General features: G+C 43.0%; 24 protein-coding genes and 2 pseudogenes. 24 read left to right on the forward strand and 2 right to left on the reverse strand.

The window, feature by feature from the left end; genetic code table 11:
* Together B5F78_RS07195 and B5F78_RS07200 are read left to right on the forward strand one after the other, a co-directional pair.
* A pseudogene (locus B5F78_RS07195) lies at positions 1–512 on the forward strand (glucosamine-6-phosphate deaminase); the annotation flags it as partial.
* Positions 513–835: 323 nt separating this feature from the next.
* Positions 836–1520, forward strand: a pseudogene (locus B5F78_RS07200) (YczE/YyaS/YitT family protein).
* A 61-nt stretch (positions 1521–1581) separates the two neighbouring features.
* Here the strand turns inward: B5F78_RS07200 and B5F78_RS07205 are convergent.
* Positions 1582–3399: a YgiQ family radical SAM protein gene (locus tag B5F78_RS07205; RefSeq protein WP_022040325.1), complete on the reverse strand. Its 1818-nt coding sequence runs from the start codon at positions 3397–3399 to the stop codon at positions 1582–1584.
* A 116-nt stretch (positions 3400–3515) separates the two neighbouring features.
* Positions 3516–3854, reverse strand: a complete 339-nt coding sequence (locus B5F78_RS07210; protein WP_022040324.1) for a hypothetical protein — start codon at positions 3852–3854, stop codon at positions 3516–3518.
* A 418-nt stretch (positions 3855–4272) separates the two neighbouring features.
* Between B5F78_RS07210 and B5F78_RS07215 the strand changes: the two genes are divergently transcribed.
* From B5F78_RS07215 to B5F78_RS07315, 22 genes are all read left to right on the forward strand, one after another.
* Positions 4273–4437 (forward strand): hypothetical protein, encoded by a 165-nt coding sequence (locus B5F78_RS07215; RefSeq protein ID WP_158098076.1) that lies wholly within the window; start codon positions 4273–4275, stop codon positions 4435–4437.
* Positions 4438–4468: 31 nt separating this feature from the next.
* The gene (locus tag B5F78_RS17115) at positions 4469–4621 is read left to right on the forward strand and encodes a hypothetical protein (RefSeq protein ID WP_162608500.1); all 153 of its coding nucleotides are present in this window, start codon (positions 4469–4471) and stop codon (positions 4619–4621) included.
* Between the two features lie 115 nt (positions 4622–4736).
* Positions 4737–5540 carry a 6-bladed beta-propeller gene (locus B5F78_RS07220; protein ID WP_162608501.1) on the forward strand — a complete coding sequence of 268 codons (804 nt, stop codon included), beginning with the start codon at positions 4737–4739 and terminating at the stop codon, positions 5538–5540.
* A 296-nt stretch (positions 5541–5836) separates the two neighbouring features.
* A complete protein-coding gene (fabG, locus tag B5F78_RS07225; RefSeq protein ID WP_022040322.1) occupies positions 5837–6568 on the forward strand; it encodes a 3-oxoacyl-ACP reductase FabG in 732 nt (243 codons plus the stop codon).
* Between the two features lie 12 nt (positions 6569–6580).
* Positions 6581–7807, forward strand: coding sequence for a beta-ketoacyl-[acyl-carrier-protein] synthase family protein (locus B5F78_RS07230; protein WP_087406379.1), 1227 nt, complete (start codon positions 6581–6583; stop codon positions 7805–7807).
* Positions 7808–7817: 10 nt separating this feature from the next.
* Positions 7818–8333: a hypothetical protein gene (locus B5F78_RS07235; RefSeq protein WP_087210174.1), complete on the forward strand. Its 516-nt coding sequence runs from the start codon at positions 7818–7820 to the stop codon at positions 8331–8333.
* Positions 8333–9439 carry a methyltransferase gene (locus tag B5F78_RS07240; RefSeq protein WP_087406393.1) on the forward strand — a complete coding sequence of 369 codons (1107 nt, stop codon included), beginning with the start codon at positions 8333–8335 and terminating at the stop codon, positions 9437–9439. Before B5F78_RS07235 ends, B5F78_RS07240 begins: the two co-directional genes overlap by 1 nt.
* Before the next feature lie 13 nt (positions 9440–9452).
* The gene (locus B5F78_RS07245; RefSeq protein ID WP_087406380.1) at positions 9453–9701 is read left to right on the forward strand and encodes an acyl carrier protein; all 249 of its coding nucleotides are present in this window, start codon (positions 9453–9455) and stop codon (positions 9699–9701) included.
* 19 nt (positions 9702–9720) lie between these two features.
* A complete protein-coding gene (locus tag B5F78_RS07250) occupies positions 9721–10599 on the forward strand; it encodes an LpxL/LpxP family acyltransferase (protein WP_239473416.1) in 879 nt (292 codons plus the stop codon).
* The gene (locus B5F78_RS07255) at positions 10596–11057 is read left to right on the forward strand and encodes a hypothetical protein (protein WP_022040316.1); all 462 of its coding nucleotides are present in this window, start codon (positions 10596–10598) and stop codon (positions 11055–11057) included. The genes B5F78_RS07250 and B5F78_RS07255 overlap by 4 nt, the downstream gene beginning before the upstream one ends.
* A gap of 5 nt (positions 11058–11062) precedes the next feature.
* Positions 11063–11476 carry an acyl-CoA thioesterase gene (locus B5F78_RS07260; RefSeq protein WP_087210172.1) on the forward strand — a complete coding sequence of 138 codons (414 nt, stop codon included), beginning with the start codon at positions 11063–11065 and terminating at the stop codon, positions 11474–11476.
* Positions 11464–13143 (forward strand): beta-ketoacyl synthase N-terminal-like domain-containing protein, encoded by a 1680-nt coding sequence (locus B5F78_RS07265; protein ID WP_087406381.1) that lies wholly within the window; start codon positions 11464–11466, stop codon positions 13141–13143. The genes B5F78_RS07260 and B5F78_RS07265 overlap by 13 nt, the downstream gene beginning before the upstream one ends.
* A gap of 12 nt (positions 13144–13155) precedes the next feature.
* Positions 13156–13416, forward strand: a complete 261-nt coding sequence (locus B5F78_RS07270) for a phosphopantetheine-binding protein (RefSeq protein ID WP_022040313.1) — start codon at positions 13156–13158, stop codon at positions 13414–13416.
* A gap of 6 nt (positions 13417–13422) precedes the next feature.
* Positions 13423–15192 (forward strand): beta-ketoacyl synthase N-terminal-like domain-containing protein, encoded by a 1770-nt coding sequence (locus B5F78_RS07275; RefSeq protein WP_022040312.1) that lies wholly within the window; start codon positions 13423–13425, stop codon positions 15190–15192.
* 6 nt (positions 15193–15198) lie between these two features.
* Complete coding sequence (locus B5F78_RS07280) at positions 15199–15555, forward strand: EamA family transporter (RefSeq protein ID WP_087406382.1); 357 nt, start codon at positions 15199–15201, stop codon at positions 15553–15555.
* A 16-nt stretch (positions 15556–15571) separates the two neighbouring features.
* Positions 15572–16189: an outer membrane lipoprotein carrier protein LolA gene (locus B5F78_RS07285; protein WP_087248188.1), complete on the forward strand. Its 618-nt coding sequence runs from the start codon at positions 15572–15574 to the stop codon at positions 16187–16189.
* Entirely contained in the window at positions 16176–16604 is a 429-nt protein-coding gene (locus B5F78_RS07290; RefSeq protein WP_087406383.1) for a hypothetical protein, read from the forward strand. Before B5F78_RS07285 ends, B5F78_RS07290 begins: the two co-directional genes overlap by 14 nt.
* Positions 16588–16980 carry a 3-hydroxymyristoyl/3-hydroxydecanoyl-ACP dehydratase gene (locus tag B5F78_RS07295; RefSeq protein ID WP_022040308.1) on the forward strand — a complete coding sequence of 131 codons (393 nt, stop codon included), beginning with the start codon at positions 16588–16590 and terminating at the stop codon, positions 16978–16980. Before B5F78_RS07290 ends, B5F78_RS07295 begins: the two co-directional genes overlap by 17 nt.
* Positions 16961–18466, forward strand: a complete 1506-nt coding sequence (locus B5F78_RS07300; protein WP_087210163.1) for a glycosyltransferase — start codon at positions 16961–16963, stop codon at positions 18464–18466. Before B5F78_RS07295 ends, B5F78_RS07300 begins: the two co-directional genes overlap by 20 nt.
* Entirely contained in the window at positions 18459–19958 is a 1500-nt protein-coding gene (locus tag B5F78_RS07305; RefSeq protein WP_087406384.1) for a phytoene desaturase family protein, read from the forward strand. Before B5F78_RS07300 ends, B5F78_RS07305 begins: the two co-directional genes overlap by 8 nt.
* Entirely contained in the window at positions 19945–20805 is an 861-nt protein-coding gene (locus tag B5F78_RS07310; RefSeq protein WP_087210157.1) for an alpha/beta hydrolase, read from the forward strand. Before B5F78_RS07305 ends, B5F78_RS07310 begins: the two co-directional genes overlap by 14 nt.
* Complete coding sequence (locus B5F78_RS07315; RefSeq protein WP_087406385.1) at positions 20802–24428, forward strand: 1-acyl-sn-glycerol-3-phosphate acyltransferase; 3627 nt, start codon at positions 20802–20804, stop codon at positions 24426–24428. Before B5F78_RS07310 ends, B5F78_RS07315 begins: the two co-directional genes overlap by 4 nt.
* The last annotated feature ends 75 nt before the right edge of the window (positions 24429–24503 follow it).

Here is a 24503-nt window from a genome sequence, read left to right on the forward strand (position 1 = left end):
TGGACCATGTGCATTTCCTCGACCTTCCTTTCTACGAGACGGGGCGCATCGAGAAGAACCCCATTAGCGAGACGGATGTGCAAATCGTCCAGAAGCTGTTGCAGGAGGTGCAGCCTCACCAGATTTATGTAGCCGGCGACCTTGCCGACCCCCATGGCACGCACCGTGTCTGCACCGATGCCGTACTGGCAGCTATTGACGAGGAAAAGAATGCCGGTGCCGCATGGTTGAAGGATTGCCGCATCTGGATGTACCGCGGGGCATGGGCGGAATGGGAAATCGAGAACATCGAGATGGCTGTGCCGTTCAGTCCCGAAGAGCTTCGTGCGAAACGGAATTCCATTCTGAAGCACCAGTCTCAGATGGAGAGTGCCCCGTTCCTGGGCAATGACGAGCGCCTCTTCTGGCAACGCAGCGAGGACCGCAACCGTGGCACAGCTTCGCTTTACGACAAATTGGGGCTTGCCTGCTACGAGGCGATGGAGGCGTTTGTAGAGTATAAGCCGTTGTAACGAAACAATAAGAGAAGAAATCGGGACGCAAGGATACCGTAAATAGAAATGAATGTCCTTTAGCCAATATATACTCCTGAAAAATGAATATATACTGCATTCGCGGTTGAATATATACTGCATCCGCCTACGAATATATCTTCATCGGCAAACGCAGTACTACTGCGTTTGCAACTCAAACGGATTGGCTAATTGCGGACATTTATTAAATAGAAAAGTGTCCTTGTACCCGATTTTTTTATTCCACAAACTCTGAATGTCTTATCCGTTTTTCCCAGAAAAACAGTACCTTTGCATGCAAATAAATAGTTTCATAAAGCGATATGGAAAAGGAAAGTTTGATTAAAAGGTATTTGGTTTTTATTTTAGGTCTGTATTTCTTGGCAATGGGAATCGTATTGATTGTGCATTCGGCATTAGGAACCACCCCCCATTTCCAGTACCAATTACGTGTTGAGTCTGAATACTCCGCTTACCTTGGGAACATGGACATTTATCACCAATATGCTGATGGTACTGATTCAGCTTTGGCTTATCCGGGGTGGGTACGGTACGCGTAAAGATGTGGTAGAAATCTTGCTTCAGATACCTTTGTCGTTTGTATTTTCTGCATTTATTGATTTGAACATGTGGCTTACTTCAGAGTTGCATACTACGGGTTACCTGATGTCAATAGGAGTTTTGTTGATGGGATGTCTGGTTCAGTCGGTAGGTGTGGTGTTCGAAATCAAGCCTAAGGTAGCGATGATGAGTGCCGAAGGAACAGTGAAATATCTTTCTCGCCGTTTGCATAAGGAATTCGGTAATGTAAAGGTTGGTTTCGATGTAACGTTGGTTCTGATAGCTGTGCTTCTTTCGTTAGGTTTTACTCGAAGTATTGAAGGTGTACGTGAAGGATCGGTTGTAGCAGCACTTATTACTGGTTATATTGTGAATTTCTTGAATCATAAAATCATGACCCGCAAGATGCTTTACCGGCTGATGCCAGTACGTATTTTGCATAAATAAACAGCTGAGTGTTGGAGGTGTGTCTGTTTGTCTTGACACACCTTTTGGGGGCAGAACAGTATCAATACAGTTTCTTTATCAGGTCGCTTCTCCCTATCCGTTTCAGTTCGGCAATGATTTTGCGCCGTTCTTCAGGCTTATACCAGAAGAAGAACATACGTTGCGCCAACTTTTCTTTCTGTGTTTTTGCCGAGAAAACGGGTTCCAGTGTGTATGGATGCACACCTGTGTACCAGGCTTCTGTTGCGACTGTCATGGGAGTAGGTGTAAAGTCTTGTACCTGTTCTAAATGAAAGTCCAGCTTTTTAGTGATGACGGCAAGTTCGGCCATGTCCTCTTCTGTACATCCGGGATGACTGCTGATGAAATAGGGAATAATCTGTTGGCGCAGGTTCAATTCACGGTTCAGGCGGTCGAAGATTCGTTTGAATTCATAGAATTGTTCGAACGGAGGTTTGCGCATGATGTCCAATACCCGTGGGCTTGTATGTTCAGGAGCTACTTTCAGCCGTCCGCTTACATGACGTACGATGAGTTCGCGCGTATACTGTGCTGCACTCCGATTTACTTCAGGGTCTTTGCTTTGATGTAATAACAGGTCGTAGCGCACTCCGCTTCCGATGAAACTCTTTTTGATGCCGGGCAAGGCATCCACGCTGTGATAGATGTCCAGTAGCGGGCGATGGTCGGTATTCAGGTTCGGACAAATTTTCGGGTGCACACACGAAGGGCGTTTGCACTTGTGACACAACTTTTCATCTTTCCCATGCATGGCATACATGTTGGCAGATGGTCCGCCCAAATCGCTTAGGTAACCTTTGAAGTCGGGCATTTCTGTAATTGCTTTTACTTCTTTCAGAATGCTTTCCTTGCTTCGGCTCACGATGAATTTTCCTTGGTGTGCCGATATGGTACAGAATGCGCAGCCTCCGAAACATCCCCGGTGGATATTGACCGAGAATTTAATCATATCGTATGCAGGGATGCGCTTGCCTTTGTATTTCGGATGAGGCAAGCGTGTATAAGGAAGGTCGAACGAATGGTCCAGTTCTTTTTGGCTCATGGGTGGATAAGGTGGATTTACGACTACTACCTTATCGCCTGTTTCCTGCCAAATACGCAATGCTTCATATTTGTTCGATTCTTCTTCGATGTGGCGGAAGTTCTGCGCCTGTTTACGTTTGTCGGCAAGGCATTCTTCATGCGAGAAGAGGTGCAGGTCTGTTTCTTCTGCTGCAAAACTTTTCCGGTCGGCCAGATAAGCCGTTTGTGGAATGTCGGTGGGTAGTGGCGTGCCGCATGTTTTCATGTGCCGGCACAGTTCGGTTATGGGCTTTTCGCCCATGCCGTATATCAGCAGGTTGGCACCTGAAGTTATCAGGATAGAAGGGCATACTTTATCTTGCCAATAGTCGTAATGCGTCAGGCGGCGCAGGGATGCTTCGATACCTCCCAGCACGACGGGTACATCCGGATACAGTTCTTTCAGGATGCGTGTATATACTATGCTCGGATATTCCGGCCGCATGTCGTGTCTTCCGTCGGGGGTATAGGCATCTTCGCTCCGCAACCGTTTGTTGGCAGTATATTTGTTTACCATGCTGTCCATACTTCCGGCGCTTATACCGAAGAACAGGCGTGGACGCCCCAGCTTTTTGAAGTCACGCAGGTCGTCACGCCAGTTAGGTTGGGGCACAATGGCTACTTTCAGTCCCTCTGCTTCCAGAATACGCCCGATGACGGCAGCACCGAACGAAGGATGGTCGATATAAGCGTCTCCGCTGAATAAGATGACATCCAGTTCGTTCCAGCCTCTCAGTTCCACTTCTTTTTTTGTCGTAGGTAGCCAGTCTGTCAGTTGATAGGTTTTGTTTGTCATTGGGAGATTTCAGGGTTTGAGATTTTCATCATAAGGAGGACACAGAAAGACTCTCTTTTTGTTTATCTGTTTATCTCCGTGCCCTCCGTGTGAATGTAGAAATTCAAAACAGTTTCTCAGTTCAGAGGTTCGTTCAGCAGTTCGGGGCTAAGGCTGCCTTCCTGCTCACGTTGCCATTTGATGTACAGCTGGATAAGCTGATACAGGCCAAATGCTTTCATGTTGTTGTGATAAATCACATCAATGCACAGGTCGAGCAGGTCTTTGCAATTACCTTCAGAAGAAACGATGAGCGAACGCACGTTCAGTTTCAGTTTGTCCAGAACCGATTCGTCTACAATGCCGTTGCTGTCTATCAGGTGTTGGAACAAGGCATATTTTTCAATGGTTTTCAGGTGTTCTTCTGATATTTCCATAGTCCGTGTGCCGGACGGGTTTGCTTGAATTGTAAACATGATATTTGTCGTTTTTGAGGTTAATGTAAAGCAAAGATAACCGTTTTTTCTTATTCTGTGTATTCTTGAGCGGATTTTTTCACATATACATGGTGAGGCGCACATCTCCTGATGCCGATAAGACGTGTTTTTCACCTGTTTACCCCCAATCAGCACGTAGAATATTTTAATGAATTCCGCATCTTGCCAATTAACTTGTAGGGAAGGGTTTGCCTGCCCGAATACATCCACGCAGGCGCATACGGGCGGGCGGACACCGTCCCTACATTGGCTCATTGCGGTATTCATATTGTAATTTACTCTTTACTATTTTGATATTATACCATGCGCGGTATGAATTTGTGCATTTTCTTGAACATTTCGCACCGCTTTTGTAGAGACGATGTGCACATCGTCTCTGCTACGTGGCATATACAAAATGCACATTTTCATACCGCGCAAAGGACCAAAAAATCACCCAAAGCACACACGGAAACGGATACATCAAGCCAAGAAAAACTTTTTGGAGAAATTCAAAACAGCTTCTAAGAATACAACAGAAGATGTGCAAACCGGTGATTTGCAGCTTCGCAGGTATCAATGAAAAACAATAATAACATAAAAATTAGCAAAAGATGAAAAAGAATATATTGAAAATCACGTTTGCAGCCGCTTTGGCTGTAGTCGCAGGTGTAACGGCTTATCAGGCGCAGAATAAAGAAATGCCCTGTTGTAAATATACTGCGAATAAATATAGTGCTTGTTCTGCGATAGATGTTTGTCCTTAATAGTATAGGAGATTTTGTGAAGAATATTTATATCGAACGCATGATTCGGTTGTAGGATTATGCGTTCTGTAATATTAATTTCAATATAAGGGTAAACAAGATGAAGTATGTGTATGTGATTTTAGTATTTTTGCTTTGTGGATGCTCCCGTTCTTTCCGTTCGGACAGTGAATCATGCAAGGTTTCGGTCGATGTGGATTTCTCGGTCGTGGAAGAATGCCTTTCATTGGCTGATATTGTGTCGGCTAAGCAGATTATTCCTTTGTCTCTTCCCAAGGGCGAGGTGATAGGCAGGCCGGTTCAGGTCTGTACATCCGACAGCTGCCTGTTCGTTTACGACCAGCTTCAGCAGGCTATTTACCGTTTTACGAAGGACGGTACTTTTCTTAATAAGATTCATCGGCAAGGGCAAGGTCCCGGCGAATATACTACGGTTACCCGTCTGATGGTCGGCAGTCATCCCGAAGCCTTGTATGTATATGATAAGGTGGCGGGGAAAATTCATGTATATACTTTTGCCGGTGATTTTCTTCGTACGATTACGACTGAATATATGGCTAATCATATAACGTTGTTGCCCGACGGCAGTTTTCTTTGTTTTACACCGGATTTCATTTATAATGGTCCGTGCGGCCTTTGGCGGATGTCTGCTGATGGTAAGTTGTGTAAGATGCTGTTGGAATATAAGGAAAAGTATCCGGTAGTCTCTGCCTATTGGAACCGGTTTTATGCCGTATCTTCCCAAACGGTAGGGATTGCGTGTCCGGCTACTGACCGGTATCTGCATTACGATTGCAAGGCGGATTCAGTGAGTATGGAATTGCAAATCAATTCCCGGCAGCATACTACTTTCCAGTCCGTAGCAGTTCAGTCCTCGCTCAGTCCCTTGCAGCCAGGACTGCAGTCCTACCCTATATAGGACTGTAGTCCTATTCCGCTGGGACAGCAGTCCTGACTGTAAGGGACTTTTCATGCAGCCGGCTTCTGCGGACGAACAAAGGAAGTAATCCATGAATTGATACTTCATCCGTCTACGGATATATACTTCATTGGCAGATGCAGTACTACTTCAGACAATCTTTCCGCCGTTGAGGGTAATCTGCATAATTTAGATGCGTTTGCTCTGAAAAAGAAGATAAGTAGCTTTGTCTTTTGGATGGTATTTTATAATTTTGCACGTGAATAATTTTTTTTTATAAAAATAGCCAAGTGAATATGAAATATGCTCTTGTAACAGGTGGCTCAAGAGGGATAGGACGGGCGGTTTGTCTGACACTGTCGCAAATGGGTATACCGGTTCTGATTAATTATCAGTCTAATGATACAGCAGCCCGTGAGGTTTTAGATACGGTTGTTTCCCGTGGTGGAAGCGCAGAGTTACTGAAGTTTGATGTCGGAAACGAGCAGGAAGTCTCTGCGGCTTTGGATGCATGGGAACAAAACCATCCGGATGATTATATAGCATACCTTATTAATAATGCAGGCATACGGCGGGATAACCTGATGTTTATGATGCCTGAACAGGACTGGCATGATGTCATCAATACTTCGCTGAACGGTTTTTATTACGTGACACGGAAATTGTTGCCTAAAATGCTGATGAGAAAACACGGAGGGCATATTGTCAACATGGCTTCTCTGTCGGGACTGAAAGGTATGCCTGGACAGACAAATTACAGTGCAGCAAAAGCGGCGTTGATAGGTGCGACCAAAGCTTTGGCACAAGAAGTTGCCAGTCGGAATGTGACGGTTAATGCCGTTGCTCCTGGGTTCATCGAAAGCGATATGACCAAAGATTTGCCTGTTGAAGACCTGAAGAAGATGGTTCCGATGAATCGTTTCGGCAAGCCGGAAGAAGTGGCAGCATTGGTCGGATTCTTGTGCTCGGATGCAGCCGGTTATATTACAGGCGAGGTGATTTCGATAAACGGTGGTTTGTATACTTAGTGCATAGGGCTTATGAATAAGAGAGTAGTAGTTACCGGTATCGGTGCATGGACGTGCATCGGTACAGATATAGATACTATCAAGTGTTCTTTGTATGAAGGAAAATCGGGTATAGGAATTGATAAAGCCCGTATCGCTTATGGATTCAGGTCGCCTCTGACGGGAATCGTAGAGAAACCCCAATTGAAAGGATTGCTTGACCGCCGTCAGCGGGCTTGCCTGTCGGAAGAAGCCGAATATGCATATATGGCAGCCCGTGAGGCTTTCCGGATGGCAGGTGTAGACAGCTCTTATTTGGCAGGCAATGAGGTGGGCTGTATTTTCGGGAACGATTCTACAGCAGAGGCCGTCATCAAAGGTTATCAGATTATGGCGGAAAAACACGACTCCGAACTGGTCGGTTCCGGGTCTATTTTCCAGTCGATGAATTCTACGGTCAATATGAATTTGTGCTCTATCTTTGGCTTGCGTGGCATCAACTTTACGGTAAGTGCCGCTTGTGCCAGCGGCAGCCATTCGATAGGTCTGGGTTATATGCTGATTAAGCAGGGATTGCAGGACATGATTCTGTGTGGTGGAGCACAGGAGGTTAACATGTATGGAATGTCCTCGTTCGATGCTATCCGTACTTTTTCGATGCGGACAGATGAGCCGGACAAGGCTTCTCGCCCTTTCGACCGTGACCGTGACGGTTTGATACCAAGTGGTGGTGCAGCGGCTCTTGTACTTGAAGAGTATGAACATGCCAGGGCGCGGGGAGCAGAGATTTTATGCGAAGTCTGTGGTTATGGTTTTTCCAGTAATGGTGGAGGTATCTCTCAGCCTAGTGATGAAGGGTCGGCACTTGCCATGATGCGGGCAATGAAGGATGCTGCGATTGAGGCAGACGATGTAGATTACATCAATGCCCATGCAACCTCTACACCGCGTGGTGACATGGTAGAGGCGATGGCTTTATCCCGTCTGTTCGACAAGAAACATGCATGGATATCCAGTACGAAGTCGATGACCGGGCATGAATGCTGGATGGCAGGTGCAAGCGAGCTGGTTTATTCGATTGTCATGATGCAGAATAATTTTGTGGCTCCTAACATTAATTTCATGAATCCGGACGAATATTCTGAGAAGTTGCATTTGGCTACAAAGACTATAGATATGGAGTTGGATGTTATATTAAGCAATTCTTTTGGCTTTGGAGGAACAAATTCGGCATTGGTTATTAAGAAGTTAAACAAATAAATATTTTTGAATGATGAAGAAGGTTATTTTGTCCCTTGTGTTTGTACTGGGAAGCTTATTTTATGTGGGAGCTCAAGAAAAAACAATATTGGATGTAAGCCAAGCACAGGTAGTTAATCTGGTTGTCGATTTTTCGAATGCTTCTATACATAACATGGATGAAAATGCTTTTTCAACCTATGAGCCGAGTTATGCCAAAGGAAAGAATGAAGTGATTGCTAAATTGGTTGAAGAATTTAACGATGAGGAAAAAGTAGGTTTTATATTGGGCAATTTCCCAAAAGCTGACTATACGGTTAAGGTAAATGTCGTGTCAGTCAGCAGGAAAGGTGACATGCTCAGCAATGCTGAGATTTTAGACATCGACGGGAATGTGATTGCTACGATTTCAGACATAAAAGGAGATGGAGGTACCTTTGGCTCTAACATGAACCTGATGGGTGACGGGTGTAAGTCTACCGGTGAAGCGTTGGCCAAACGTATGGCAAAGATGATAAAGGTTGAAAAGAAAAAAGCGAAACAATGATACATTTATTTCCTGCATTGGAAGAACGGTACACGAAGGAACATTTATCGGCACGCGAAGCACAACGCTTGGCAGAGTTTATTGCGTGGGGACCTGTGGTATTCCAAGTTGCTAGGATTATGCTTAAATGGGGCATCCTGGATCTGATAAGAGATTCTGGAGAAGGTCTTACACTTGAAGAAATCGTGAAGAAGACGAAACAGTCAGAGTATGCAATCAAGTGTTTGTTGGAAGCTTCGTTGAGCATAGGTATTCTGTTGGTCGATGTGCAGGCCGAACGTTATACATTGAGCAAGACTGGTTGGTTTCTGATAAACGATCCGGCTACCCGGGTTAATATCGATTTTAATCAGGATGTGAATTATGAAGGGTGGTTTCATCTGGAAGCATCCTTGAAAGAGGGAAAGCCCGTGGGACTGAAACATTTCGGCGATTGGTCTACTATTTATGAAGGCCTTTCGGAGTTGCCGGAGCAGGTGCAGCGTTCATGGTTTGCATTTGACCATTTTTACAGTGATGCCTCTTTCCCTGAAGCTTTGCAGATTGTGTTTAAGAAGCATCAGACACGCTCGTTGTATGATGTAGGTGGAAATACGGGCAAATGGGCTTTACAATGTGTGCATTTTGATAAAGAGGTCGAGGTGACCGTTCTGGATTTGCCGCAGCAGATAGAGATGATGAAAAAACAGATAATGCCTGATGCAGAAGCCAGACGGATAACGGGATTCGGCATGAACCTTTTGGATAAAAACAGTGCGTTCCCCCGTCGGGAAGGTGGTTTGGATGCTATATGGATGTCTCAGTTCCTGGATTGTTTTTCTATGGATGAAATCGTCAGCATTCTTTTACGCGCCAGGGAAGTGATGTCGGGTCAAACCCGGTTATACATCATGGAGACACTTTGGGACCGTCAGCATTTCGAACCGGCTGCTTTTTGTCTTACGATGACTTCGCTCTATTTTGCTGCTTTAGCAAACGGGAACAGCAAAATGTATCATACGAATGATTTGTCAGAATGTATCGGTAAGGCAGGATTGGAAATAGAGGAAATATTCGATGGCTTGGGCCAGGGACATAGTATTTTAGTTTGTAAATTGAAACAATAATAATTAAAGAAATATGAGCAGAAAAGAAATAGAACAAAAAGTAAAAGCGTTGATGGTAGACGAACTGGAAATAGAAGAGGATAAGATTTTTCCTGAAGCCAGTCTGAAAGATGATATGGGTATTGACAGTTTGGACTACGTGGACATTGTCGTTATTATGGACCGGGTGTTTGGTTTTAAGATAAAGCCCGAAGACATGACAGGGGTGAAGACTTATGGCCAATTCTGTGATTACATCGAAAGCAAGTTAAACTGTCAGTAATTCTTGTTATTGTATTGCAATGGAGAAGCAATGGGCAGGTACGACATACGGGAATAACTGGATGCATCGATGGCTGATTAGGATGTTGCGTTATATTGATGTAAGAGTGTTCTATGTTTTTACGGCACTTTTTGTTATACCGGTATGTTTGATACTGAACCCAAGCCGCAAGATTATTTTCCATTATATGCGTAAGCGCATGCAGTTCGGCTGTCTGCGCTCGGCGTGGTATACCTATCTGAACCATTGCCTTTTCGCCCAAGTAGTCATCGATAAGTTTGCCATGTATGCAGGAAAAAGGTTTGAAGTGAAGGTGGTTGGTTATGATGCTTATCTCCGTTTGCTTGAAAAGCCCGATGCGTTCGTACAGTTGAGTTCTCATATCGGGAATTATGAAATTGCCGGTTATTCTTTGAAGGCAGACAAGAAAGCGTTCAATGCTTTGGTTTATTGGGGGGAAAAGGAATCGGTAATGAAGAACCGGATGTTCCTGTTCAAGGATACACATATCCGTATGATACCTGTATCTCCGGATATGTCACATCTGTTCGATATCAATGCAGCCCTATCAAAAGGGGAAGTGGTAAGCATACCGGCAGACCGAATCTGGGGGTCGCCTAAAAAACTGGTGAAGTGTTTCTTGGGTGGGGAAGCTTCATTTCCCTATGGACCTTTCAGCATAGCGGCGATGCGTTCGCTGGACGTTGTGGCTGTAAACGTGATGAAGACTGCTGCAAAGCAATATACGATTTATATTACTCCTTTATTATATAATAAAGAGGCAAACGGCAAGGCTCGGATAGAAGAACTTTCTGATGCTTATGTGAAAGAACTGGAGAAAATGCTTGGCCTGTATCCGACACAATGGTATAATTATTTTGATTTTTGGCATGAATGAAGATGAATGAATTTGATTTTTATAACCCATCAGACGAATTTATGCGTAGTATCCGTCTGAGCGAACTTTTACCGCAGCAGCCTCCGTTTGTAATGATTGATTGCCTGACTCATTACGAAAAAGATAAAGTGGTTAGTGAGACTACAATCCGGGAAACAAATATTTATGTGGAACATGGAGTGATGCAAGGTTATGGACTTATTGAGAACATCGCCCAGACTTGTGCCGCACGTATTGGGTATATCAATAAATACATTCTGAAGCAGGGCATCCAAATCGGTTATATCGGTTCACTGAAGAATCTTACTATTGAATCGCTGCCTCATACGGGCGATGTGATAACGACAGAGGTTACGGTTCAAGATGAAATTCTGGGAATGATTTTGGCAAAGGCTATTATCCGAAAAGGCAATCAGCTCCTTGTAAATGCTGATTTGAAGATTGCTTTAAAAAGTTAACTGGTATGGTATTGACGGAAAAAGTAGGAATAAAGGTCAGGTTTAGCGAAGTGGATATGATGAAGGTTGTCTGGCATGGTTCGTATGCTAAGTATCTGGAAGATGCACGTGAGGCTTTCGGGGAAAAATACGGACTTACTTATGAAGGATATCTGGAGCATGCATGTTATGCGCCTATTGTGGACATGCAAATCCAGTACCGCAAACCTCTTAGGTATGGAAGCAAGGCTTATGTAAGCATATCTTACCAACCTACAGAAGCAGCCAAGATTATCTTTCATTACGAAATCAGGGATTATGAGGATGATTCATTGTATTGCCGGGCCACTACCGTACAAGTTTTTATGGATATGGATTATCAACTCTTGTTTAGTAATCCTGATTTTTTTGAAGAATGGAAGCGCAAATGGCAACAGTAGTAGCACATAATATCATATCGCCACTTGGCTTTACGAGTGAGATGAATTATCATGCAATCAAGTGTGGCAATTCTTCGTTGCGTCTTTGCGAAAAAGCATTCGGTACCTCATTGTCGGTAACAGCGTCTGTCTTTGATGAGGAAATGCGGGAACAGCTTCTGGTTGAAGGATTTACTTGGTTTGAATCTCTTGTTATCCATTCGGTCCGGAAGGCGATTGCTGACATCGGTATGGATGTATCGGGTAAAGAGGTATGTTTTGTGTTGAGTACCACGAAAGCGAATGTCGAATCGTTGGACACTATCTCGGATGAACAAGTTTTGCCAGGAAGAACGGCTGAGAAGATTGCCCGTTATTTGGGTTTTGTCAATGAACCTCTTGTGGTATGTAATGCCTGTATCTCGGGTGTCTCTGCTTTGATTGCTGCTTCGCGGCTGATTGATGCTGGTTTTTATCGTCATGTGGTGGTATGTGGTTGCGATGTGTTGGGAAAATTCATTGTTTCCGGATTTGAGTCTTTAAAAGCACTTTCTCCGGATGAATGCAGACCGTTTGACGAAGAACGCATCGGACTTAATTTGGGCGAGGCAGCTGCTACTGTCGTTTTGTCGGCAAGCAAGGGGAAATGGCATATCTGCAGAGGGGCGGTATGTAATGATGCATATCATATCAGTACTCCCTCGCCGAAAGGGATTGGTTCGGGGATGGCACTTGCAAAGGTGCTTGGCAATGAAAAAGAAGAGTTGGCTTTTATCAATCTGCATGGTACGGCAACTCTGTATAATGACCAGATGGAATGGAAAGCGCTTGAACGCTCTCATCTTACGGACGTTCCGGCAAATGCATTGAAAGGTTATTTTGGGCATACTATGGGGGCTGCTGGTGTAATGGAATGTATTATTTCGATGTTATCGGCAGATGATGGTGTTATCTTAGGTACCAGAGGTTTTCATGCTTCCGGTGTCTCAGGGGTTATCAATATGTCTTCCCATAACCGTAGTTCCGATAAAAACGCTTTTGTCAAACTCATTTCTGGATTCGGAGGGTGCAATGCAGCCGTTTTCTTTACTGGTAAGGCGGAAGAAGATAACCGTGTGTTACATCTTCCGGATTATACGACAATAAGCAAAGTTATTTTATCTTCGCAGGAAATATGGATAAATGAAAACCGGCTGCCGATGGTGGAAAGAGGGAAAAACCTGATAGTGGAACTGTATAAGCGCAGCATGGGAGACTACCCACGTTTTTATAAGATGGATGGTTTGTCTCGGTTAGGGCTGGTCGCTGCAGAACTGTTGTTCCAATCGGTACCGGATTTTGACAGCTATGAACAGACTGCCATTGTCCTGTTCAACCACAGTTCGTCTCTTTGTGCGGATAAGAAATACCTTGCATCTATCAGCGGGGAGAATAATTTTTTCCCAAGCCCCAGTGCTTTTGTTTATACTTTGCCCAATATAGTCAACGGGGAAATAGCGTTACGGCATGGTATGCATAGTGAAACATCGTTTTATATTTTGCCAGAGCGGGATGAAAAAATGATGGGGCAACTGGTAAGTTCAACTTTGGCTGATGAAAATCTCTCTTATTGCTTAACCGGCTGGCTGGAATATATGGGAGATGATGATTTTGTAGCTGATATTAGATTGATTAAAAAAGTAAATTGAAAATAAGACACTATGGAAGATTTGGTATTGAAACTTAAAGAACAGATTATTGAAGCATTAAATTTAGAAGGAGTATCTCCTGAAGATATAGATGTCAAAGCACCGCTTTTCGGTGATGAAGGTCTGGGGCTCGATTCGATTGATGCCCTGGAGATTATTGTGCTGTTGGAAAAGAACTATGGTATCCGTTTGTCCAATGCAGCAGAGGGAAAGGCTATTTTTACCAGTATAGAGCATATAGCGGATTATGTAAAAGAACACCGCACTAAATAAGTGATTGTGAAACAACGTATAGCGATAACAGGCAGCGGCATCATTTGTGCGATAGGTACAGATAAGAAAACTGTATCTGATGCGCTGGTAGCCCGTAAGAGTGGTATCCAGGGCATGAAGTATCTTCCTTCGTGTCATAAAGACCTGCTGGTAGGAGAAGTAAAGCAATCGGATGAAGAGCTGAAAATGTCATTGGGCATACGGGCTGACAAGATTGTCAGCCGTACGGTCTTGCTGGGAGCCTATGCGGTGCGTCAGGCTTTGGATGATGCCGGTCTGAAGCTTCCATATTTGAAAACCAGGCGTGTCTGCTTTATTTCCGGTACTACCGTGGGAGGGATGGATGTGACAGAACGTTTTTATCATTCTATCCTGGCCGATGATACCTATTTGGATTATCTGGATGCATTTGATTGCGGTAAATCTTCGGTGGATATTGCAGAACTTGCAGGGCTTGATGCGGATACCTGTACTGTCTCTACGGCTTGTTCTTCAGCATTGAATGCAATCATTCTTGGAACGAGAATGCTGTTGGCTGGCGAAGCAGACCTTATTGTTGCTGGCGGGGCTGAATCTCTTTCCCTGTTTCATTTGAATGGGTTTAAGAGTCTGATGATTTTGTCATCTGAACCATGTCGTCCTTTTGATGCTTCCCGTTCAGGATTGAATTTGGGTGAAGGTGCTGCCTATGTCGTGCTGGAGCGTTTTGAGGATGCTGTTGCCCGTCATGCTGAAGTTTCGGCTTTCATAGCCGGATATGGTAACCGTTGTGATGCTTTTCATCAAACAGCCACATCTGAAAATGGAGAAGGTGCATATTTGGCTATGCAGGATGCCTTATGTATGGCGGGAATAGATTATACGCAGGTTGATTATATAAATGCTCATGGTACCGGGACTTTGAATAATGACCAAAGCGAATCGGTCGCTTTAAAGCGTTTGTTTGGCGGAAATATTCCACCGGTATCAAGTACCAAATCGTTTACCGGACATACGACGAGTGCATCAGGAGCGATAGAGACTGTTATTTCCTTGATAGCTATGCGGAATCATTATATTCCTGTTAATCTTGGCTGGCAGACAGCAGATGCCAATTGTATTGTTCCGTTTATGGGTAATGGGCAATGCCGGTTGCAGTATGTGCTATGTAATTCTTTTGGTTTTGGAGGCAATGATACATCGTTATTGTTATCACAGCAGGAAAGTGAATTACCGTTGTCTGACAGTAAAGTGGAGGCTGAAATTCTTTCCGGGTATGAATTAAAGGATTTGGATGAACTGAAACTGTTGAAGCAGTTTATTCCGCCTATTGAGCAAAGGCGTATGGACTTATTGACCAAAGCGGCTATGTACACTTCTTTGAAAGTACTTTCGGAAGCCGGCATTCATTCGCCGGATGCCATTATTGTAGCGACTTCACACGGAATGCTGACTAACAGTGAAAAGATTCTGCGAGGCATTGATACTTTGGGTGAAGATAGTGTCAGCCCTACGCTTTTTATGCAAAGTACACATAATACCCTGGCCGGAATCCTGGCTGTACGTTTGAAATGTCATGGTTATAACATGACGTATGTGCAAGGTGAGGATTCTTTGCGGTGGGCAATAGCGGATGCACGGATGCTTATAACTGAAGGCAAGGCTAAGGTGGTGCTTGTAGGATGTCATGATGAATGTACCGGACAATATGCTTCGTTCCTTAAACGTGCCGGGAAAAAGGAATTGCCATGTATCAGTTCAAAGAGTTTGGTTATAGTGAAAAAAGATAATAAGTAGACAGCTATGAATTTCGGACTTTTCCCTTTGGCGGTTATTCAGAGTATCTTGCTTACGTTAGGGCAAGTTACCTTGAAGTTTGGATTGATGAGAATGGAGCCTTTCGGCTGGACCAGATCATTTTGGATTTCGGTCTTTGCCAATTGGCAATTAGCTTTGAGCGGCATTTGTTTTGGTGCAGCCAGTTTGCTTTGGATGTATATTCTTAAACATTATCCGTTAAGTTCATCTTATCCATTGGTGAGTTTAAGCTATGTCTTCGGGCTGTTGGCTGCAATGGTTTTTTTTCAGGAAGAAGTAGACTTCTATAAATGGTTAGGAGTGTCTTTAATTGTGTTAGGTTGTTTTATTATAGCGAATTAGTTAAATTTTATACTCTATGAATAGATTCTTGTTATGGCTCGTATGCTGTTTGTCGCCACTTGCTTTTTGGGGTCAGGAGATATCCAAAGACGCGATAATTAAAGAGATAAGTAGGTCTGCTGCAACCATTAAAACCATGCAGTGTGATTTCGTTCAGACCAAACGCATGAAGATGTTGGGCAGTGAATTGGTATCAAAAGGAAGAATGAGCTGTTCGCAGCCGGATAAATTGAGGTGGGAATATCTTTCGCCTTATACCTATACGTTTGTTTTATACAAGAATAAGGTGATGATGAAGAAAGGGGAGCGTACAGACGTCATTGATGTAAACAGTAATCGGATGTTTAAGGAAATTGCAGCCATTATGTTGAACAGTGTACTTGGGAATTGTTTCTCGGACAAGAGTTTTGAAGTGGATGCTAAACAGGAAAACGGACAGTATGTAGCGACATTGTTACCGATGAAAAAAGAAATGAAGATGATGTTCTCGCGTATTGTGCTTCATTATGATAAAGTGCAATCCATGGTTCGTGAGGTAGAACTGTATGAAAAAAACGGTGACAATACTACGATTACACTGACTCATGTGCGTAAGAATGAACCTATTGATGAAAAAATATATGATGTTGAATAGCCTGAAGTCTAGGATTGTTATTCTTGTCTTATGCTTTGGGGCTGTGTGCCAATGGGCAGCAGGACAGTCGTTCCCGGAAAAGGAAGGTGAACGTGTATATTATGATTTTTCGATGCGCAGGTCGGATATGGAGTTGAGTGGTATCTGTATCTTGCTTTGCAGTGGAGATACGGTGAAGGCAAGTATTGTAAATAATTTCGGAGCTACATTGATTGATTATTCTTATGATACGAAAAAGTCGAAAATAAAATTGCATTATGTTTTTGAAAAGCTGAACAAATGGTATATACGGCGTGTGTTGAAGCGGAATTTGAAGAAGATAATGTTAGCGATGCGTTCTGGAGAAAGTTCATATAAGGATGTAAGGCATAAACTGAGTTATACTTTTATTTTAAACCATGATATTGAGAAATAATTTATATACGGTTATCCGTAAAGAGGAAACATCTGGAGGCATTTCGTATGTTATCCGGTTGAATCCTGACCATTTTATATATGAGGCACATTTTCCTGGCGAACCTGTGACTCCGGGGGTATGTATCTTGCAGCTGGCTCAAGAGTTGCTTGCACTGGAAATAAATGAACATTTGGAGCTGAAGAAAATAAAAAATGCAAAGTTTACTGCGGTGATTTCACCAGACCAGTTGACGGAATTAACAGTAGCCTTTCCTTCGATAGAAATCGGTAAGGAAGAAGTTGCATGCCAGTGTGTGATAAGTAACATACAGCTTGATTTGGTTTATGCTAAGTTGTCTATCATTTGTCGGAAGCATGAGAGATACGAATTATAACCAACTTGACGAATTATGCGACCGTGGCATTTGCATAATCATACCTACTTATAATAATGAAAAGACTATCGTGGAGGTGGTGCAACGGGCTATGGAGCAATGCCGTGATGTGATTGTCGTCAATGATGGCAGCACGGATGCCACTACGGAATTGCTTCATGCCGTAAAGGGTATTACCCTTGTTGAATATGATAACAATAAAGGCAAGGGAAAAGCTTTGCAGCTAGGCTTTAGGAAAGCTCTTGAAATGGGTTTTTCGTATGCCATTACATTGGATGCCGACAACCAGCATTATCCGGAAGATATACCTGTGTTGCTTGAAGCCAATAAGAAATATCCGGGTTGCTTTGTTTTAGGGCGGAGGAATTTGTCTGGGGTAGAACGTTCTTTCGGAAGTAAGTTTGCAAATGTTTTCAGCAATTTCTGGTTTTGTGTGCAGACATTGCAGTATGTTCCGGATACCCAGACCGGTTATCGGTTATATCCCTTGCACAAACTTTACGGAATCAATGGGCTGACATCACGTTACGAGGCAGAACTGGAGTTGCTGGTCTTTGGAGCCTGGCGTGGTGTGAAAATTGTATCGGTTCCGGTGCGTGTCTATTATCCTCCTCGCGAAGAACGGGTGAGTCATTTTAGGCCAGGTAAGGACTTTTTTCGGATTTCGGTCTTGAATACGTTTTTGTGCCTGTTGGCTTTGGTATATGGATGGCCTTTAGCTGCATGGAGAGGATTAAGGATATTGGTTAGTACGCTCTTAGCCTTGTTGTTCTTCTTGGTAGGAACATTACTGGTGATTACTCCATTTTCGTTGTGTTATGTGGCTTTATCTAAAGTCGTAAAGTTGGATTTCAGTGCGATTCGTAAGCTTCTTCATGTATTTGGTTCTTTAACAGTCAGAATGCTTCCACTCATAGGGGTAAAGACGCGCATCATGAACCAATCTTTTGAAGATTTTTCAAAACCTGCCATGATAATCTGCAATCATCAAAGCCATTTGGATTTGATGTTGCAGTTGAGCCTGACATCTAAGATTGTATTTCTGACTAATGATTGGGTTTGGAAAAGCCGTTATTTTGGCTTTGTCATACGTCATGCCGAATATTACCCTATATCGGCAGGTATTGATGTGATTCTGCCTAAATTGAAGACATTGGTAGAGCGTGGCTATTGTATTTCTGTCTTTCCGGAAGGAACCCGTTCACCGGACGGACAAATCGGGCGGTTTCATAAGGGGGCTTTCTATATAGCCGAGCAATTGAAGCTTGATATTCTTCCACTGGTAATTTATGGTGCAAACAGGGTATTGCCTAAAAAAGGAAAATATATGCGGACCGGCAATATTCTTTTCTCTATCGGTGAACGGATTAGTCCCGTAAAACAAAGGGAAATAGCTGAATCCATTTTGCAGAGAGCAAAACTGTTCAGGCAGTTTTATGTAAATTCTTACCATAAGATTTGTAATAAATACGATCAGAATGCTTAACAAGGAGGTGATTGTTATTGGTGCCGGACTTGGCGGACTTTTTTCGGCTGCGTTGCTTTCGAAAGAAGGCATGAAAGTGACTGTTATTGAAAAAAACAGGAAGCCGGGTGGGGGAATGCAAAGTTACAACCGTAAAGGTGCTGTGTTTGATACCGATATGCATGTGATAACAAGCATGTTTGAAGGGGGGAGCGTATACAGGTTGTGCCGCTACCTGGGTATTTTGAATGATATTTGTATTGAAAATGTCGCTGATGGCATTTCTGATAAAATATATGTGGCAGAAGACAATTCTGTGTATAACATATCGGCAGGAAGGGAGGGATTCATGCAGTCTTTGTTGCATTATTTCCCTGATGAGGAGCACGACATCTGTGCATATGTAAAGGCATTGGATGCAATAACCGATGAGATGGATTTATTCTTGTTGCGTAATTCCAGACAAAACGTGTTTGTACAGAATGCAGACTTTTTTATGCCGGTCGACCAATTTATATCCAAGTATATCCATAACCTGAAATTGCGTCGCCTTCTGGCATACATGAATGTGCTTTATGCTGGAGATTGTAAGATAACTCCTGCTTATCTTCATGCCGTGATAGCTGTTCTGTTGCAAAAAGGGGTCAGCCGGTTCAAAGGAGGAACATACCGTTTTGTTGAAGTCTTGGTTCGTTTTATTCAGGCACATGGGGGTACGGTTATAACAGGTGAAGGGGTTTCCGACATCATTGTGGAAGGAGATAAAGTGAAGTATGTGAAGACAGATGCCGGCCGTGTCCTGTCTGCCGATGTATATATTTCATCTATACATCCGGCTGTTTTATTGGACTTGTTGTCTGATAGATTTGCAGTATCAAAATCTTATTATGCTCAATTGCAAGGAACAGAAGATTCATGTTCTGCATTTATTCTTAATATCAAACTCAAGAAAGATTCGTTTCCTTATATGCGTTATTCCAGTTACTACTTTGAGAGTTATGAGAGCGTATGGAGTGCCAACCGCAAAGGGGTTATCACGAAATTTATGTTCTTGACTCCCCCGGTGCAGGATCAGGGAGAATATGCGCATACTTTATGCATTACGGTTCCTATGGACTGGAATGAGGTGGTTGCTTGGGAAAACTCAACGATTGGGAAACGCAGTAAAAGTTATTATGAGTGGAAAAATAAGGTAGCTGAAACGGTTTTGAGCAAAATGGAAAGATTGTTTCCTTTTTTTAGAGAAGTTATCGCATTGGTAGATACGGCTTCGCCTCTTACGATTCGTGACCATACAGGAGTACGGCATGGGGCTATGTGCGGATATAAGAAAGATGTAAATAATTTTATTACTTCTCATTTGCCCGTCCGTACGCGATTATCCAATCTGTTATTGACAGGTCAGAATGTGAATATCCATGGTTTTTGTGGAGTAATCTTGACTTCGTTGCAAACTTGTGAGGAAATTTTGGGAACTAATTATATAATAGAGAAATTGCATGTTGAAGGTTAAATTGTTCATACTTGCACTGGCATTTTCCATTAAAGGCTTGTCGCAGATAAATATTTGGGAAGGTACGGCTTGTCATGCAGATGTTATATTGACTCCTTATCTTTCGCCGGGAACGGATAATCCGGCAGTGGTTATTTTACCGGGAGGCAGTTATTTTTGGCATGCCGATGTAACAGAAGGCAGAGATGTGGCATTGTGGCTGCAAAAGAACGGTATATCTGCATTTGTCTTAAAATATCGGACAGCCAAGGTACCGGCATTCCTTTTCCGGTATCGGTATATCTTTAGAGGGAACCGTTATCCGGACCCGCAAAATGACTTACGGCAAGCTTTGCGTCTGATTAGGGAGAATGCAGCACAATATGGCATAGATGTAAAACAATTGGGGGTTATGGGATTTTCAGCCGGCGGACATCTGGCAATGTCGTCCGTGGTTTTGTTCCCCAAATCGGAATGGCCGGCTTTCATTGCTTCTGTCTATCCTGTAGTTACGATGAACGCTCCTTATGTCCATAAGCGTTCCCGTCGTGCATTGTTGGGAGACAATCGGATATGCAACCGTGTATTGTGTGATTCATTATCTTTGGAACGGCATGTTCCTGTTGATTGTCCTCCAGTCTTTTTAGTCAATTGTAAAGACGATCCTACCGTTGATTATCATAATTCCGTATTGCTGGATTCGGCTTTATCAGCTAATCATGTGCCACACCTGTATTTGCAGTATGAAACAGGAGGGCATGGATTTGGTGCATCCTCAACCAAAGGAACGGCTGAGAGCCGGGCTTGGAAAAAGGAGTTTTTAAATTGGATGAATAGTTTATTAAAATCTAAGTCAATAGCAAGATGATACGTTTTGTAATCCGATTATACGATTATATGGCTGCACATAAAAGGTTGTGTGTATTGTCTTTTGTTGCCGTTACGTTTGTTTTCCTTGTTTCGTTGGTACGTTTGGATTACAAAGAAGACATATCGGCTTTTCTTCCTGTCAGTGGAAGTGAGAAGGAAGCTCTTTCGGTTTATCAGGATATTTCGGGAGCCAATCGGATTATTGCCGTGTTCGAAAATCAATGTGACTCTGGTAGCATCTCAGCTTCTCCAGAATCGGTTATTGAGGCTATAAAAGATTATGAATCAATCATCCAGGAAACGGATACCCTGCATTGGGTATGTGGTCTGACTACTCAGGTTGATTTGGAAAAATATAATGAGTTGACTAGTTATATTTATGCTCATATTCCATATTTCCTGACGTCAAAAGATTACGTCCGGCTGGATAGTTTGTTGAATACGGAGGGATATATAAGCAACCAGTTGGCTTTGGATAAGGAAATGCTGATGTTCCCGTCGTCTTCTCTTGTCTCGGAAAATATTTCACGTGACCCGTTGCATCTGTTTACACCTGTTTTGCAGTCATTGCAGACAATGAACGGAACGGCTTCTTTTGAAACTTATGATGGTTATATCTTTACGCCGGAAATGAATAAGGCTGTCGTGATGATGTATTCTCCGTTTGGGAATAGTGAAACGCAACACAATGCGCTCCTGGTGGATTATCTGTCATCAGTGGCTGATTCGCTGAAGATTTTACACCCCACGGTGAAGGTTCATCATACCGGTGGTCCCGTTATTGCTGTTGGTAATGCGAAACAGATAAAAAGTGATAGCCTTTTGTCGGCATCCATTGCCATCATTTTGATTCTTGTATTGCTTTTGTATGCGTTGAAACGGTTTTATCACTTGTTTCTGATAGCCGTGTCTATTTTGTGGGGTTGGGTTTTTGCCATGGGGATGCTGTCGTTTATTTATAAGGACATATCTCTGATTGTGGTAGGGATATCCAGTATTATATTGGGTATAGCCATTAACTATCCTCTTCATCTGATTGCCCATTTATCAGCAACAACCAGTATCCGGAGCGCATTGCGTGAAGTTGCTGCTCCATTGATTATTGGCAATGTTACGACGGTAGGTGCCTTTTTGGCATTGATTCCTTTGGATGCTGTTGCATTGCGTGACTTAGGACTTTTCAGTACTTTCCTTTTAATAGGCACTATCTTGTTTGTAATCATGTATTTGCCTCATGTCCTCCGTAATAAGGTGCGTGTGAAGGAGGATTCCGGTGAGAAAGCTACTGAGGCACCTTTTGAATGGGCTGGCAAGTTGTCGTTTAAGGGGAGTCCGTTGGTCTTGCTGGTATTATTGGTGCTGACCCTTGTATTGGGGTATTTCAGTCTGTCGACACGTTTTGATGCTAATCTGGCAAATATCAATTATATGACAGAAGAGCAGCGGAAAGATATGCAGTATTTCCAACAGCTGGCATCTGATGAGGATAACGATTTGGAATCGGTATATGTGGTTTCGAAAGGTTCTTCTTTCGATGAGGCTTTATCTTTCCATTCTGCCATACAAGACTCTTTGGCAAGTTTGGTGCACCCTGCAAAAGGTGAACGTTTATATTCCTGTACACGTTTCTTTTGTTCGAAGGATGAACAGTTGGAGCGTTTGTCTTTGTGGCATCAATTTATAGATACTCATCGGAACAAGCTTTTCGATGAGTTCAGAGAGGCGTGTAGCCAGGAAGGTTTTGTTGAAGAGGCGTTTGTGCCGTATTTTGATATTTTATGTGCTGATTATGCGGGAACCTTGCCGGATAAAGCCGGTTTATTAAAGCATATTTCGGATTCGTATATCAGTATAGACAGTATATCCGGCACTTACAAGGTCGTTGATATCCTGTCGGTTGATAAAGAGCGTGTGCATGCTATTGAAGAACAGGTATCAGACTGGGAAAATGCTCATTATTTCAGTTTTGACATCCAAGGCATGAACAGTGCTTTGGCCAATCATTTGTCTGATAATTTCAACTATATCGGTTGGGCTTGCGGTATGATTGTCTTTTTGTTTTTATGGTTTTCGTTCGGTAGGATTGAATTGGCATTGCTGGCTTTTTTACCGATGGCTGTCAGTTGGATTTGGATTTTGGGTATTATGGGCATTTTCGATATCCATTTTAATATTGTCAATATCATCCTTGCCACATTTATATTCGGACAAGGAGACGATTATACCATTTTTATTACAGAGGGATGTTGTTATGAATATGCTTACCGCAAGAAACTGTTGGCTTCTTACAAGAGTTCCATCATTCTTTCCGCACTGATTATGTTTATAGGTATAGGTACGTTGATATTTGCGAAACATCCTGCATTGCATAGTCTGGCAGAGGTGACAATTATCGGTATGTTTTCGGTGGTGCTTATGGCGTTTGCATTACCTCCGATTGTTTTCAATTGGATGGTAAGGCAAAAAGGTACTTACCGGCGTCGTCCGCTCACTCTTTCTGCTTTGGCAAGAACCTGGTTTTGTGGAATGTGGTGGTTGTGTCAATTGTTGGTCGGTTATCTGGCAGGAGGATTGCTTTTCTTATTCGTCAGGAGAAAAGTTCGGAGGCAAAGGGTGCTGAACCGGTTTGTAAGCTGGGTACACCGCATAGACCAGCATTTAATACCTGGGGTACGTTATTCGCTGCGTAATCCTTACCGGGAAGATTTCGGCAAGCCTGCTATTATCATCTGCAACCATCAATCTCTGCTTGATCCGATGTGCTTGATGGCATTAAGTCCTAAGATACTTATCGTTGCCAATACGCATTCCAGTCATAATCCTGTTATTCGATTTATGTTCAGCTGGTTGGGCTTCTATACGATAGACCAGAACAATTTTAGGGCATGGCAAGACAGTTCTTTGCAACGTGATATCCATGTATTCCGCCATTATGTGGAACAAGGCTATAGCATAGCTGTATTTCCAGAAGGCATACGGAATGCGAAGTCTTCGATTTTGCGTTATCATAAGGGGGCTTTCTATCTGGCGCACGAACTAGGCATTGACATATTGCCGGTCATTATCCATGGGATGAATAACATCATGCCGCTGTATAGTTTTACCGCTCATCCGGGCAGGCTTACCGTTTGCATAGAGCAACGCATTACCTTATCGGATGCATTACGGGGAGAAACCTATGCGGAAACGACAAGATTGGTACACCGCTTTTTCATTGAAAGATACGAGCATTTATGCAAAGAACTGGAAACCTCTTCTTATTATAAGAACCTGGTGCTGGAAAGATACATGTACAAGGGAACGGACGTATTTAGGATGGTAAAGGCAAATATGAGGAAATATGGCAATTATGCCCAATGGGTGGATAATTTGCCTTTGGATGTAAAGACTGTATATGTCAAGCATAGCGGTTGGGGGGAATTTCCTTTGTTGTTGGCATTGGTCAATCCCAATGTTTCGGTTGTAGCGTTTGAGTCGAATGAAGAAAAAAGGACTTTGGCGTATTATAGTGCAGACGGAATTGTTTCAAATTTGTTATATACAGATAATTTGTCTATCTTTGAGAACGCAAAGGATGAACCGCAATCAGTGGTTTATGATGCAAATAATCTGATGGTCTGATGTATATGAGAATTTGTTTCTTTATAGGGATAGTCTTTTTCTGCAGCTTGAGGATGATGGGGCAGGTGGAAGGGA

It is taken from the genome of Bacteroides sp. An279 (assembly GCF_002159615.1).
Classification (GTDB): domain Bacteria; phylum Bacteroidota; class Bacteroidia; order Bacteroidales; family Bacteroidaceae; genus Phocaeicola; species Phocaeicola intestinalis.

Coding starts and splice junctions, on each gene's coding strand:
- B5F78_RS07245 (WP_087406380.1), top strand. CDS start 9,453: ATGAGCAGAAAAGAAATAGAACAAAAAGTAAAAGCGTTGATGGTAGAC.
- B5F78_RS07315 (WP_087406385.1), top strand. CDS start 20,802: ATGATACGTTTTGTAATCCGATTATACGATTATATGGCTGCACATAAA.
- B5F78_RS07205 (WP_022040325.1), bottom strand. CDS start 3,399: ATGACAAACAAAACCTATCAACTGACAGACTGGCTACCTACGACAAAA.
- B5F78_RS07265 (WP_087406381.1), top strand. CDS start 11,464: ATGGCAACAGTAGTAGCACATAATATCATATCGCCACTTGGCTTTACG.
- B5F78_RS07270 (WP_022040313.1), top strand. CDS start 13,156: ATGGAAGATTTGGTATTGAAACTTAAAGAACAGATTATTGAAGCATTA.
- fabG (WP_022040322.1), top strand. CDS start 5,837: ATGAAATATGCTCTTGTAACAGGTGGCTCAAGAGGGATAGGACGGGCG.
- B5F78_RS07285 (WP_087248188.1), top strand. CDS start 15,572: ATGAATAGATTCTTGTTATGGCTCGTATGCTGTTTGTCGCCACTTGCT.
- B5F78_RS07230 (WP_087406379.1), top strand. CDS start 6,581: ATGAATAAGAGAGTAGTAGTTACCGGTATCGGTGCATGGACGTGCATC.
- B5F78_RS07280 (WP_087406382.1), top strand. CDS start 15,199: ATGAATTTCGGACTTTTCCCTTTGGCGGTTATTCAGAGTATCTTGCTT.
- B5F78_RS17115 (WP_162608500.1), top strand. CDS start 4,469: ATGAAAAAGAATATATTGAAAATCACGTTTGCAGCCGCTTTGGCTGTA.
- B5F78_RS07295 (WP_022040308.1), top strand. CDS start 16,588: ATGATATTGAGAAATAATTTATATACGGTTATCCGTAAAGAGGAAACA.
- B5F78_RS07300 (WP_087210163.1), top strand. CDS start 16,961: ATGAGAGATACGAATTATAACCAACTTGACGAATTATGCGACCGTGGC.
- B5F78_RS07215 (WP_158098076.1), top strand. CDS start 4,273: ATGCACATTTTCATACCGCGCAAAGGACCAAAAAATCACCCAAAGCAC.
- B5F78_RS07250 (WP_239473416.1), top strand. CDS start 9,721: ATGGAGAAGCAATGGGCAGGTACGACATACGGGAATAACTGGATGCAT.
- B5F78_RS07310 (WP_087210157.1), top strand. CDS start 19,945: ATGTTGAAGGTTAAATTGTTCATACTTGCACTGGCATTTTCCATTAAA.
- B5F78_RS07255 (WP_022040316.1), top strand. CDS start 10,596: ATGAAGATGAATGAATTTGATTTTTATAACCCATCAGACGAATTTATG.
- B5F78_RS07260 (WP_087210172.1), top strand. CDS start 11,063: ATGGTATTGACGGAAAAAGTAGGAATAAAGGTCAGGTTTAGCGAAGTG.
- B5F78_RS07290 (WP_087406383.1), top strand. CDS start 16,176: ATGATGTTGAATAGCCTGAAGTCTAGGATTGTTATTCTTGTCTTATGC.
- B5F78_RS07235 (WP_087210174.1), top strand. CDS start 7,818: ATGATGAAGAAGGTTATTTTGTCCCTTGTGTTTGTACTGGGAAGCTTA.
- B5F78_RS07210 (WP_022040324.1), bottom strand. CDS start 3,854: ATGTTTACAATTCAAGCAAACCCGTCCGGCACACGGACTATGGAAATA.
- B5F78_RS07305 (WP_087406384.1), top strand. CDS start 18,459: ATGCTTAACAAGGAGGTGATTGTTATTGGTGCCGGACTTGGCGGACTT.